Origin of the sequence: Ornithinibacillus bavariensis, assembly GCF_018333235.1 — a bacterium.
Classification (GTDB): Bacteria; Bacillota; Bacilli; order Bacillales; family Amphibacillaceae; genus Ornithinibacillus; species Ornithinibacillus bavariensis.
Map to the genome: position 1 here is coordinate 132058 of NZ_BORP01000007.1, position 13550 is coordinate 145607.

The window sequence follows — 13550 nt, forward strand, 5'->3', positions numbered from 1 at the left end:
CCTTTACTAATTAAACTTATCTTAACCGTGAATTTGTAATCCTTCAACTGCTAGCGCTGCTTCCCCCATAATTTCTGAAAGCGTAGGATGTGGATGGATCGTATGTGAGATTTCCCACGGTGTAGCATCCAATACTTTTGCAAGTCCTGCTTCAGAAATTAAGTCGGTCACATGTGGACCTACCATATGAATTCCAAGCAAATCCTCATTTTCTTGATTCATTATAATTTTCACAAATCCATCTGATTCCCCGTAAACTAGCGCCTTTCCGATAGCCTTGAATGGAAATTTTCCTACTTTAACGGAAAATCCTTTCTCTTTTGCCTGTTTTTCAGTTAATCCAACACTTGCTGCTTCGGGATTCGAATAAATACAAGCAGGAATATTATCATAATTGATTGGTTCTGGATTGCATCCAAACATATGTTCAACCGCAATAATGCCCTCATGTGATGCGACATGGGCAAGCTGCATTCCACCTATAACATCACCGATTGCATATATATGTGACTCCTTTGTTTGATAAAATTCCGAGGTTTTAATATATCCCTTTTCTAGCACAATATCTGTATTCTCAATTCCAACATTTGTTGTGTTTGCTTGTCTGCCAACAGAAACTAAAATTTTATCAGCTGAAAATGCCTTTTTCTCTCCAGCTAATTCTGCTTCTATAGAAACACCCTTATCCTTTACCAATGTTTCAGGTAATACTTTTGCCCCTTTCACAAAGGTTACTCCTTTGCGTTTAAGAAGCTTTTCTACCTCACGTGCTACATCCATATCTTCTGTTGGTAAAATCTGATCCAGATATTCAACTACAGTTACCTCTGTACCGAAATCAGCTAACATCGATGCCCATTCGATTCCAATGACTCCTCCACCGATGATAATGATGGATTTCGGTAGGCTATCCATTTGCAATGCCTCATCTGAACTCATCACATAATCCCCGTCAATATCTAAGCCGGGTAGCGTTCTTGGCGAGGAACCTGTTGCAATAAGAACATTTTTCGGAACTAACATCGTATTTTCCTCACCATTTGCATACTCAATCGAAATAGTTCCTGGCAGTGGTGAAAAAATACTCGGTCCAAGAATTCTTCCATATCCATGAAAGACATCAATTTTACCCTTCTTCATAAGTGCTGTAACACCCTTATGCAAGGTCCCTACAATCGAATTCTTTCGTTGCTGAACTTGTAAAAAGTCCAATTGTATATCACTAGTAGTAATTCCGTACTCACTAGCATTTTTTGTTTGTCTATAGACTTCTGCACTTCTCAATAACGCTTTAGATGGAATACATCCCCTATGCAAACACGTACCGCCTAAGTCACTTTTTTCTACTACAGCAACCTTCTTGCCAAGCTGAGAAGCACGAATGGCAGCCACATAACCACCGGTTCCTCCACCAAGAACAACTAAATCATATTCCTGTGTCATTTGATTCTCCCCTTTTTACCTTCTGCTAAGCGTGTGTAATCCATTTATTAAGAATTGACCTCTAGATTTTCTTACTGATTCAATTCGCTCTTCCGCCATTCTATCTGCAGCTAAATACGTAGGTATATTATCACGTTTTGAAATTTCGAATACGCGAAGAAGGCTATCATAAATTCCTTCGACCTTTTTCATTGCTCTAGATTGGTTATAACCATTTAATTCATCCGCTACGTTAATCACTCCACCAGCGTTTATTACATAATCTGGAGCATAAACAATCCCTTTTTCATATAGAATATCACCATGCTCAGAAGACTTTAACTGATTGTTTGCTGATCCAGCAACTACCTTAGCCTTCAACCGTGGAATCGTATCATCATTGATTGTTGCCCCAAGTGCACAAGGTGCATAAATGTCGCAATCAACATCATAAATGTCATTCGGATCAACAGCTTTAGCATCAAATGCTTCAACAGCACGTTCAACTGCTGCTTTATTAATATCTGTAACAATTAGATTTACGCCTTCCTTATGTAAATACTCACATAATGTAAAAGCTACATTCCCTACACCTTGTACAGCAACAGTTTTTCCTTCTAAGGAATCACTACCAAATGCCTCTAATGCAGCAGCCTTAATTCCCTTATATACACCGTAAGCTGTTACAGGTGACGGGTTACCCGAAGAACCAAATTCAGGGGAAATACCTGTTACAAAATCTGTTTCCATATGAATTAGGTCCATATCCTCAACTGTTGTACCTACATCCTCAGCAGTTATGTATCTACCATTTAAGCTTTGAATATATCTTCCGAACGCACGGAACATTTCTGGATTTTTATCTGTTCTTGGGTCACCAATAATGACTGTTTTACCTCCACCTAAGTTCAGTCCAGCTGCAGCGTTTTTATATGTCATACCTTTTGCAAGACGCATTGCATCGATGATCGCTTCTTCTTCAGAGTCATAAGTCCACATTCTAGTACCACCAAGTGCTGGACCTAATGTCGTATCATGTATAGCAATAATTGCTTTTAGGCCCGAATTCTTATCTTGGCAAAAGACGATTTGTTCATAGTCATAAACTTCCATATTCTTAAAAATATCCATAGTAAATTCCTCCTTAAATAAATGGTAAAGTATCTATATAATAAACTCTTACTTAAACAGCTTGAGCTATTAACATTATCATGATACAAACATGACGTAAAATATAATCGTTTTGAGTATAATTTTTTTTACTTATTAACCATTATAATACAAAACATTCGTAAATAAAAAATGTAAGCGCTTTAATTTTAATATTTAAAAAAATATTTTTTAAATATTAAAAAATATTGCGCTTTTCATGCTATTATTTTTCAAGGAAAACTCTACTTTTCTATCATACGTTAACATTACTATTTAGGCAAATATAAATAATTTATCTATTTATTTTGTTTTTTGGTATACTTTTATCAAGCAAAACTAAAGGGAGATTAAAATGATTAGAATAGTAGCGGCACTGACATTATTTATACCTGGAGTTATAGCAGCTATTGGAATAAAACTCATGAGAGATACGTTATTTGATGAATTCCATCCAATCTTTCTTCATACTGGTGTCCAGTTTGCATTTGGACTTTTTCTTTTTATAGGCGGTCTTACCTTTTTAGGTGGTTTTATCATTCATCGAGATCGTAGGAAGCAAGCCGAAAAAAAGCTCAATAAAAATAACTAATTAAGACTTGGGGTGTGGATAGATGAAGGTCGCCAAATTTGGTGGTAGTTCTCTAGCAAGTGCTGAACAAATTAAAAAGGTTGGAGAAATCATAAAAAGTGACCCTAAGCGTAAGTTTGTCATTGTATCCGCACCAGGAAAACAGAACAAAGAAGATAGGAAAATGACGGATCTTCTCATCGATTTAGCAAATACATCATTCGCTAACCAACCTTATGAAGAACTTTTACAAACCATAATAATTCGTTTTTATAAAATCATTACTGACTTAGGTTTGAATAGACAGCTATTAGATGACATTCACCATTCTATATTACATAATTTAAAACGTGAACAATCTGCCGCTGATAAAATGGATCTGATAAAGTCAATTGGTGAAGATAGCTCTGCTAAAATTGTCAGTGACTATCTTGTGTCCCTGGGATTAGAAGCATATTACGTTAATCCAAAGGAAGCAGGAATACTAGTTTCTGATGAACCTGGAAATGCTCAAATCTTGCCGGAAAGTTTTGAGAAAATCAAGACATTACGGGAACGGAGTGGTATCTTAGTCATTCCTGGTTTTTTTGGCTATACGAAAGCTGGTAAACTTGTAACGTTCTCAAGAGGCGGATCCGATATTACTGGTTCTATAATAGCTGCTGGAATACATGCAGAGCTATATGAAAACTTTACTGACGTAGACTCTGTCTACTCTGTGAATCCGACTATTGTAGAGAATCCTAAAGAAATTAAGGTATTAACGTATAAAGAGATGCGGGAACTTTCCTATGCAGGTTTTACTGTATTTCATGATGAAGCATTAATTCCAGCATTTAAACGAGGAATTCCAGTAGCTATAAAGAATACGAATAATCCTCATCTACAAGGTACCTTCGTTGTTTCAGAAAAGAAAGAGAAGAGTAAAGCTGTCGTGGGAATCGCTAGTGATACTGGATTTAGTACGTTATATGTAGGTAAATATTTAATGAATCGCGAAATCGGATTTGGTCGCAGACTCCTCCAAATTTTAGAGGATGAGCAAATTTCATTTGAACATGCCCCATCTGGAATTGATGACATATCTGTTATTATTCGAGAAAGACAGTTTACTCCGGAAAAAGAAGTAAAAGTACTAGAGAGAATAAAAGAAGAATTACATCCAGATTCTCTATCCCTTCAACATGGATTGGCACTAATTATGATTGTTGGTGAAGGGATTATGGAAACCATTGGAATTGCAGAAAAGGCAGCTACAGCTCTAGCTCATGCTAATGTTAATATTAAAATGATCAACCAAGGCTCCTCATACGTTTCCATGATGTTTGGAATAGACGCTAAAGACTTAAACAAGGGAGTAAACTCTCTATATAAAGTATTTTTTGATGACGATTACGAATATGAATAAAGTCGATTAAGAGAAATCTTTTAATAAAAAAATTACTGTACAATTCGATACAGTAATTTTTTTATTAAAATAGAGTTATCCTGACTAAATTTTCACTTATGTATTAACTCGCCTTATGCTCCAGACGAAGCCTATCTGCAACCATTGCAATAAATTCCGAGTTTGTAGGCTTAGCTTTAGAAATACTAACCGTATATCCAAATAATGCGCTTATTGAATCTATGTTCCCTCTACTCCACGCAACCTCGATAGCATGCCTAATTGCCCGTTCTACACGGGATGAAGTAGTATTGAATTTCTTCGCAATATCAGGATATAAAACCTTCGTAATGGAACCTAATAATTCAATGTCATTATAAACCATTGTAATCGCTTCTCTTAAATACATATACCCTTTAATATGAGCTGGAACGCCAATCTCATGAATAATGTTGGTAATGCTTGCTTCTAAATCCTTTTTCTTTCTTTCCCTCTTCATAATTGGGTTACTATGATTAGATATAGCGGAACGCCCATTCACTTGACGAATTTGATCGGCAAGATTCTCAAGATCAAATGGTTTTAAGATAAAATATGATGCCCCTAAATCAACAGCTTTCTTCATTACCTCTTCCTGTCCAAAAGCCGTTAGCATGATAACATATGGATCATTATTAGCTCTACCCTTCTCCCTCAGCGAACTTAAAACAGCTAAACCATCTACATGTGGCATGATTATATCTAGTACCAAAACATCCGGTTTTTTCTCTTCAATAAGTGTAAGGCAATCCTTTCCATTGTAAGCAGTTCCAATAATCTCGATATCTGGCTGCTCGTCAAAAAACTCCTCCATTAACTGTATTAAATCTCGGTTGTCGTCGACCAAACATACTGATATTTTTTCCACAAATTGCTCCTCCTTCAGTTATATGTCCATAAAAAGTATTCGACAAAAGATTAAAATATCCTTCCCTTTTTCAAAAAAACTTTGTATTTTTTTATGTTTTCTTTTATTAGCTTTATTTTTCTTTGTTTTTCTATCGTATTCGCTACAAAGCGACAACCAATCATTTCCATTTGTCGAATAATCTTTACTGCAAGAAAGAGAAAGGTTTGACTTCCTAAGAAAGTCAAACCCGTGTACTAGCTTGCTTTTACTGTCTCTTTTTCATAAATATCAACACCTGCATCTTGCAACATCCATTCAATATGGACACCATATCCACTTGTTGGATCATTTACAAATACATGGGTAACCGCACCGACTACTTTGCCATTTTGAATAATAGGACTACCACTCATTCCCTGAACGATTCCACCAGTGGCCTCTAACAATTTTGGGTCAGTAATTTGAATGACCATCCCTTTTGTAGCTGGTGATTTTTGCGGAACGCTACTTACAATTTCAACATCAAATTCTTCCACTTTTTCACCATCAATAACTGTCAAAATTTTTGCAGGTCCCTCTTTAACTTCATGTGATAATGCAATTGGCATAGGCTTATCATATTTTCCATTCCTTATTTGGTCATCTAGTTGCCCAAAGATACCAAATGGACTATTTTTAGTTATCGTTCCAATTTTATTTTCTTTTATGGAGAATTTCGCTTGTTTCTCACCTGGGGTTCCATTATTTCCTTTTTGAATGGAAGTGACAGTTGATCGAACGATAGTACCATCGTGGATTTCAATTGGTTTTTTTGTATCCATATCGGATATCACATGACCGAGAGCTCCATATTTCTTGGACTTTGGCTCAAAGAAGGTCATTGTTCCAATACCTGCTGCAGAGTCCCTTATATATAATCCGATGCGATATTCGCTCTCTTTTTTATCTAATACTGGGGATAGTTCCGTTGTAAAGGTTTCTTTTCCTCTCTTCACCTTTATTTTAACTGGCATCGATTTTTTTCCAGATTCTTCGACTATTGGTTTAACATCATTCATTTCTTCAATTTCCTTACCATTCATTTCCATAATGACGTCTCCAACCTTAATGTTTGCATCCTCGCCTGGAGAGAGTGTGCCATTATCACCATTAACAAGATGATGTCCAACAACTAAAACCCCTAAAGTCTGCAGCTGTACTCCTATGGATTGACCACCAGGAATCACTTTTACATCCTTTAATACGGAAACATTTACTTTTTTTATTGGTACGCCGGCCATCGTATAAATTAACTGACTATCGCCAGGCTCTTCTACGTGGAAGCTTGACGCATTAACAGCCTCAGCATTGTCATTAACTGCAGCATGAACTTGAACTGATTTTCCTAGGCTTGGAACCTTCATGGGGAACTGGTTTTGAAAAGTAATTATTTTATCGGGAATGGTGAAATAATTTTGTATTGGGGGCGTAAAAGGAACAATTAGCAGTCCGAGTAAGAGTAATACTCCTGCTATGATACGAATTTTGTCTATATATTTCACAAATGTCCACTCTCCTTGTTCCTAAACCCATACCATATTTTTTATCTGTACTTCTAATTTGACCTTTAAAGCAAATTTTTAAACTGGGAAATGTTAAGAAAAGCTGTGTAACATTTCCTATTTAAAAATGCGAATAATAAAACCAGATACGTAATAGTATCTGGCTATTTCCACTAATTATTTATAAGTTGTCCTTTTTTAAAGCTCTCTGCTAAATCAAGTAGCTCCTTTGCATGCTCTTTAGCAGTATTAGTTAATTTCGTACCTGTCATCATCCTACTTAGCTCATTAATTTGTTCTGTTTCAGTTAACACAGAAACATGTGTTAACGTCCGATTATTGATCTCATCCTTTTCAATTAATAAATGGGTATCAGCCATTGCAGCAACCTGTGGTAAATGTGTGATACATAAGACTTGTGATTCCTTTGAAATTTGGAAAATCTTTTCTGCGATTGCTTGAGCAACACGACCACTTACTCCAGTATCCACTTCATCAAATATAACACTAGTAACACCTTGATGTTTCGCAAACAATTTTTTTAATACAAGCATGATTCTGGATAGCTCTCCACCTGATGCCACCTTACTAATTTCTTTTAGAGGCTCCCCTAAATTTGTAGAAATTAGAAAGCGAATTTGATCAAAACCATTTTTATGTAGCTCCACATGTTCTGAAGGAGTTTCTGGGGAAAATTCAATAGAAAAAGTTGACTTTTCCAAATATAAGTCCTTAAGCTCTACATGAACCTCTTCTATTAAAGCTTTCGCTGCTTTCTTCCGTAAATCATGTAGTTGTTTTGCTTCAAGAAATGCATCCTGTTTTACTTCTTCTATTTCGTTCATTATTTTTTGTAGATGAGATTCTTTATTATTTATTAGCTCGATTTCTTCTTCTATTTTACCCATATACTCAATCATTTCACTGACAGTCGTTCCATACTTCTTTTTTAATCGGTCAATTTCCGCCAATCTTCCTTCAATTTCATTTAAGCGATTCGGGTCAAATTCTAAACCATCCATATAATTACTCAATTGGTATGTAAGATCTTCAATCATATAAAAATGATTAGTAATTTCCTCAGACTTTTTGGCGATAAAAGGATCAAATGAACTATTCTCTTCTAATGCCTTTTGAGCAATATGTAACAATTCCAGGCCCTTTTCTTCACCATAAAGAGCATTATATGCTTCTGTTATCCCTCTAAAAATTCGTTCATAATTTAAAAGCTGCTTACGTTCATTTTCCAATTCTATATCTTCATTTGGGACTAAGTTCGCTTTTTCTAATTCATTTAATTGAAACTCCAATAAATCAAGACGTTGTGCCATTTCTTTTTCATTTTCATTAAGTTCTTTATATCGGTTTCGAAGGGACTGTAATTTCTGAAATAGGGTGAGATATTCTTCTTTTGCTTGTTCTATTTGATCTCGATTATACAAGTCCAGTAATTCGATATGATTTTCTGGAATCATTAACGATTGTGTTTCATGCTGACTATGGATATCAATTAGTGTTCTGCCAAATTCTTTTAATATCGCAAGTGTGACTAACTTTCCATTTACACGACAAATACTTTTACCCGACGCTGTAATTACTCGATTTAAGACGATTTCATTGTCGCGTGTTTCTACACCGTATTGGTTTCCCACTTCATGAATTGGATGATTGTCTGAATCGATTAAGAATAATCCCTCAATTTCTGCCTTCTCCTCTCCGTGTCGTACGAAATCAACAGAGGATCGCCCTCCAGCTAATAATTGAATCGAATCAATAATGATGGATTTCCCTGCACCTGTTTCACCAGAAAGTACTGTTAAGCCATCCTGGAAAGTTATCGTAAGCTGATCAATAATTGCAAAATTACGAATAGCTAATTCAGTTAACATTCTCAGTCACCCCCTATGATTAAAGCATATCAATAAATCGTTCTTTAATGGTGATGGTATCCTCTTCTGTACGACAAATAATTAGGCATGTATCGTCACCACAAATAGTTCCCATTATTTCATCCCAGTCTAAATTATCAATGAGTACGCCAACAGCATGTGCATTACCTGGGAGCGTCTTTAACACGATGAAATGACTTGTGTGGTCGATTTTAACAAATGCATCCATAATTAACCGTTTTAATTTGTCAAGAGGATTAAAGCGCTGATCAGCAGGTAAACTGTACTTATATTTTCCACCATTGGTGGGCACTTTCACTAGATGCAGTTCCTTAATATCACGTGAAACTGTTGCTTGTGTCACGTTATACCCAAGGCTTTTTAAACGATCGACAAGCTCATCCTGTGTATCAATATCATTTTCAGTGATTAGTTCTCTAATTTTTATATGTCTTTGTATCTTACTCATATTGCACCCCCTAATTAAATAGAAAGGACTACAACGCTGTAGTCCAGAAACTCAATTATTCTGTGGTGTCGTCAAGTCTGTATGAGCTCTATTGACTACGTCCTCTGGATTTAATTCTTCAATTGTTAACCCACTTATATCTTTGTTCCAACCTAAATGTGCCAAAAATTCCACATTACCATCTCCACCAGTTATCGGAGAATAGGTTAACCCGTAAAGCTCAAATCCTTCGTCCTTAGCAAATGAAAGAATAGAATGTAGTACATCTAAATGGACTTTTCTATCTCGGACAATTCCTTTTTTTCCTACCTGTTCCCTTCCTGCCTCAAACTGTGGCTTTATCAGTGTAACTACATCACTGTTGGAACCTAAAATATGTTTTAAAACAGGTAAAATCAATTTTAAGGAAATAAAGGATACATCGATCGTAGCAAAGCTTGGTAATCCACTTTGCAGCATATCCTTCGTAACATAACGAAAATTCGTACGCTCCATGACAATTACACGCGGATCACTACGCAGCTTCCAGTCTAATTGATTATAGCCAACATCAATGGCATAACAAAGCCTCGCTCCATTCTGAAGCGCACAGTCTGTGAACCCACCTGTAGAAGAGCCGATATCTACCATAATTTTATCATGAACATTGACGGAAAACACTTGAAGAGCCTTCTCTAGCTTTAGCCCACCTCGACCAACATAAGGAATGACTTTTCCTTTTACTGTTAATGGGATAGTTTCATCCACCTTCATGCCTGGCTTATCTAATCTTTCTTGCTCAGAAAAAACTAAACCAGCCATAATCGCTCGTTTTGCTTTTTCTCTTGTTTCTATTAAATTTCTTTCTACTAGTAGAACATCTAGTCTAATTTTACTCATGGTTGAAAAATCCTTTTCTGATGTTAATGGTCACGTTCACTAAAATACGTGGTCAACTCTGCTAATCGAGAAGTATTGGCGTTAGCATGTTTTAAAAGCTCCATGGCTTTTTCGGTATATCTTTTTTTCATTTCTATAGCGCCGTCAAGCCCTAATAGCTTTGGATAGGTACTCTTATGATTCGATTCGTCGCTACCTACAGCCTTCCCAAGCTTTCCTTCATCCCCAGTTACATCTAGAATATCATCCTGAACTTGAAAAATAAGACCTAAATAATAGGCAAATTGCTCTAGATGCTGAATTTGTTCTTCTGTAGCATTCCCTAAAAAGGCACCCGCAGAAACTGCAAACCGGAGAAGCTCTCCTGTTTTTAGAGCATGTATCTTTTCTAATTGTTCCAAATTGACACTCTGATTCTCAGCTTCCATATCTAAAATTTGTCCAGCTACCATACCACTTGGACCACTAGCACGAGCTAATTCTCTAAGAATATATACCTTTTCTACCTCAGATAATAAAGGATCATTTGCAATAATTTCAAAGCTATATGTTAATAAACCGTCCCCAGCAAGAATGGCAGTTGCCTCACCAAATACTTTATGATTGGTAAGAAGTCCACGTCGATATGAATCGTCATCCATTGCAGGTAAATCATCATGGATTAAAGAGTACGTATGGATCATTTCTAAAGCAATTTGCGTACTATAGGTCTTTTCTACGTTAGGGGAATAGGTTTCAAAGCTTGCTCTTAGTAAAATTGGTCTAAGTCTCTTACCGCCAGCTTCTAAAGAGTAAAGCATAGATTTTTTGAGCTGTTCTGGAATAGTTAAAGGTTTAAAGTGTTCTTTTACTTTATCTAGAAACAGCTGCTGATTCGATTCGATATAGCCTTCTAATAATTGCTTCACTCTTTTTCATCCTCCTGCAAATCGAAAGGGACTAATTCACCTTGTTCATTCATAATTTTTACCATTTTTTCTTGGATATGAGATAGCTTATCACCGCATAATTTAGAAAGTAACATACCATCCTGGTAATAGGATATTGCCTTTTCAAGCGGTACATCACCCTCCTCTAATTTTTCAATAATCTCTTCTAATTTCTCCATCGCTTCCTCAAAGCTTAATTCCTTTATATTATCCATGATTGATCTCCTTAACCTCCGTAACCTCACATGTCAATACGCCATCCTTTAAGTGAATACTTATTTGATCGGATGTGTTTACTTGTGTTCTTGACTTAATTATATCACCTGATTGGGTATAAGGTATCGCAAATCCTCTTTTCATAATTTCTAGTGGATTTAGCAACGTCAGTTTTTCTAACGATCTTCCAAGCTTTACGGTATCTCTTTCTACAATTTGCTTCATCGCTTGGTTGTTTTGCTTTATAAGTTGATTTAACTGTTTTGTTGCATGGTCTAGCTGTCGTTTAGGATGTTGCGTTAAAAGTCGGGTTGAAAAATTGTTATATCGCTCATTTTTGTTCTGCAATACCCGCTGCATAGCTCGATCAATTTGTTCTCGTTTATTGTCTAACTCCAGCTCCTTTTGCCTTAGTAGATGTTCAGGATACTTAAAAGCATAGGATTGAACTAAACGATTTAAATGATTCTGATGATGCTTAAGTTGTAATGCCATTAGGCTATGTAATGATTGTCTTAATTTAGAAATTTTATCTACTAATTCCAATCGAGAAGGAACAGCTAACTCAGCAGCGCCGGTTGGTGTTGGTGCCCGTAAATCAGCTACATAATCACTGATCGTAACATCCGTTTCGTGACCGACAGCAGAAATAATCGGTATAGTCGATTTAAAAATAGCATCAGCTACAATTTCCTCATTAAAACTCCACAATTCTTCAATCGAACCACCACCACGCCCTAAAATAATAACATCAAAATCAGCCATTTGATTTGCTTTTTCGATTGTATTCGCAATCGACTTTGCTGCATTAATTCCTTGTACTAATACTGGAAGAACTGTAATTTGTACAATTGGATACCTTCTCTTAATTGTGGAAAGTATATCCCGTACTGCAGCACCCGTTGGGGAAGTGATGACACCAATGTGTTGAGGAAATTTAGGAATTTCTCTTTTATGTAATGGATCAAAGTATCCTTGATTGCGGAGCTTCTCTTTTAATTGTTCGAACGCTAAATACAACGACCCAACACCATCTGGCTCCATTTGTTGAATATACAACTGATATTGTCCCGCAGCTTCAAATAAACTAATCTCCCCGCGGATAAGCACCTTCATTCCATCCTCAGGTTTAAATTTTAAGTATCGATTATTTCCTGCGAACATAACTGCATTTATTCGAGCTTGATCATCTTTTATTGTTAAATACATATGACCACGCGAATGCAATTTGAAGTTCGAAATTTCACCTTTTAGCCAAATACTTCGAAGGTGAGGGTCTGTATCAAGTTTTCGTTTTAAATAACGCGTTAAAGCAGTAACCGTTAAATATTTGTCGCTCATTTTACCATACCTTTTGCAGCTTTAATGGTGTTTTGTAATAACATGGTAATTGTCATTGGACCAACACCTTTTGGAACTGGTGTAATATAGGATGCTTTTTCGCTTGCACTATCAAAGTCTACATCCCCAGTTAATGAACCATCATCTAAACGATTAATTCCAACATCGATAACTACTGCCCCATCTTTTATATAATCTTTGTCAATCATATTTGCTCGACCAACAGCTACAATTAAGATATCGGCTAATTTAGTAATCGACTTCATATCCTTTGTTTTGGAATGACAATAGGTTACCGTGGCATTTTCATTTAATAATAATTGACCTACAGGCTTACCAACAATATTACTGCGTCCAATGATAACAGCATGCTGTCCGGCAATCGGAATATTCCTTGAATGCAGCATTTGGATGATACCAAAAGGCGTACACGATAGGAAGGTGTCCTGCCCTGTCATCATTCTTCCGATATTAATCGGATGAAAACCGTCTACATCCTTTTTAGGATTGATCGCCTCAATTATTTCCTGGACATCGATATGCTTTGGTAGTGGTAGCTGGACCAGAATCCCGTGAACACGTTTATCTTTATTTAGTTGAGAAATTACATCTAATAACTCATTTTGTGAAATAGATTCAGGAAGTTCAATAATTTCAGAGCTCATGCCAATTTCTTCTGAAGCACGTTTTTTACCGTTCACATAGGATCTAGAAGCTGGGTTATTCCCGACTAACACCACACTCAAATGCGGTTTTATATTTTGTTTGTGTAGTAAGGCAACTTCTTCTTTCATGCTTTGTTTCAATTCCATTGACAATTCTTTTCCGTTTATGATCTCTGCTGTCATTTCTATCTCCCCCTCTACTC

General features: G+C 36.2%; 13 protein-coding genes. 2 read left to right on the forward strand and 11 right to left on the reverse strand.

All coding sequences use genetic code 11. The features are described from left to right. Window positions 1–21 precede the first annotated feature (21 nt). Window positions 22–1443 (reverse strand): dihydrolipoyl dehydrogenase, encoded by a 1422-nt coding sequence (gene lpdA, locus KI338_RS15845; protein ID WP_212921998.1) that lies wholly within the window; start codon window positions 1441–1443, stop codon window positions 22–24. Window positions 1444–1458: 15 nt separating this feature from the next. Further along, window positions 1459–2553 carry a Leu/Phe/Val dehydrogenase gene (locus tag KI338_RS15850; protein ID WP_212921999.1) on the reverse strand — a complete coding sequence of 365 codons (1095 nt, stop codon included), beginning with the start codon at window positions 2551–2553 and terminating at the stop codon, window positions 1459–1461. Between the two features lie 373 nt (window positions 2554–2926). On the opposite strand from KI338_RS15850, the gene KI338_RS15855 reads away from it, so the two are divergent. Together KI338_RS15855 and KI338_RS15860 are read left to right on the forward strand one after the other, a co-directional pair. Further along, entirely contained in the window at window positions 2927–3163 is a 237-nt protein-coding gene (locus tag KI338_RS15855) for a DUF2627 domain-containing protein (RefSeq protein ID WP_212922000.1), read from the forward strand. Window positions 3164–3185: 22 nt separating this feature from the next. Next, window positions 3186–4550 (forward strand): aspartate kinase, encoded by a 1365-nt coding sequence (locus KI338_RS15860; RefSeq protein WP_212922001.1) that lies wholly within the window; start codon window positions 3186–3188, stop codon window positions 4548–4550. Between the two features lie 103 nt (window positions 4551–4653). Here the strand turns inward: KI338_RS15860 and spo0A are convergent, their stop codons facing one another. The 9 genes from spo0A to folD form a co-directional block, all read right to left on the reverse strand. After that, complete coding sequence (gene spo0A, locus KI338_RS15865) at window positions 4654–5436, reverse strand: sporulation transcription factor Spo0A (RefSeq protein WP_212922002.1); 783 nt, start codon at window positions 5434–5436, stop codon at window positions 4654–4656. Window positions 5437–5672: 236 nt separating this feature from the next. After that, entirely contained in the window at window positions 5673–6959 is a 1287-nt protein-coding gene (spoIVB, locus tag KI338_RS15870) for a SpoIVB peptidase (RefSeq protein WP_212922003.1), read from the reverse strand. 173 nt (window positions 6960–7132) lie between these two features. Further along, entirely contained in the window at window positions 7133–8848 is a 1716-nt protein-coding gene (gene recN / locus KI338_RS15875; protein WP_212922004.1) for a DNA repair protein RecN, read from the reverse strand. A 19-nt stretch (window positions 8849–8867) separates the two neighbouring features. After that, window positions 8868–9317 (reverse strand): transcriptional regulator AhrC/ArgR, encoded by a 450-nt coding sequence (gene ahrC, locus KI338_RS15880; RefSeq protein WP_212922005.1) that lies wholly within the window; start codon window positions 9315–9317, stop codon window positions 8868–8870. 51 nt (window positions 9318–9368) lie between these two features. Beyond that, window positions 9369–10196: a TlyA family RNA methyltransferase gene (locus KI338_RS15885; protein ID WP_212922006.1), complete on the reverse strand. Its 828-nt coding sequence runs from the start codon at window positions 10194–10196 to the stop codon at window positions 9369–9371. A gap of 23 nt (window positions 10197–10219) precedes the next feature. After that, complete coding sequence (locus KI338_RS15890; RefSeq protein WP_373306353.1) at window positions 10220–11104, reverse strand: polyprenyl synthetase family protein; 885 nt, start codon at window positions 11102–11104, stop codon at window positions 10220–10222. Beyond that, entirely contained in the window at window positions 11101–11340 is a 240-nt protein-coding gene (locus tag KI338_RS15895) for an exodeoxyribonuclease VII small subunit (RefSeq protein WP_212922007.1), read from the reverse strand. Before KI338_RS15895 ends, KI338_RS15890 begins: the two co-directional genes overlap by 4 nt. Further along, window positions 11333–12682, reverse strand: coding sequence for an exodeoxyribonuclease VII large subunit (xseA, locus tag KI338_RS15900; RefSeq protein ID WP_212922008.1), 1350 nt, complete (start codon window positions 12680–12682; stop codon window positions 11333–11335). The genes KI338_RS15895 and xseA overlap by 8 nt, the downstream gene beginning before the upstream one ends. Continuing rightward, complete coding sequence (folD, locus tag KI338_RS15905; protein ID WP_212922009.1) at window positions 12679–13530, reverse strand: bifunctional methylenetetrahydrofolate dehydrogenase/methenyltetrahydrofolate cyclohydrolase FolD; 852 nt, start codon at window positions 13528–13530, stop codon at window positions 12679–12681. Before folD ends, xseA begins: the two co-directional genes overlap by 4 nt. Between the last annotated feature and the right edge of the window lie 20 nt (window positions 13531–13550).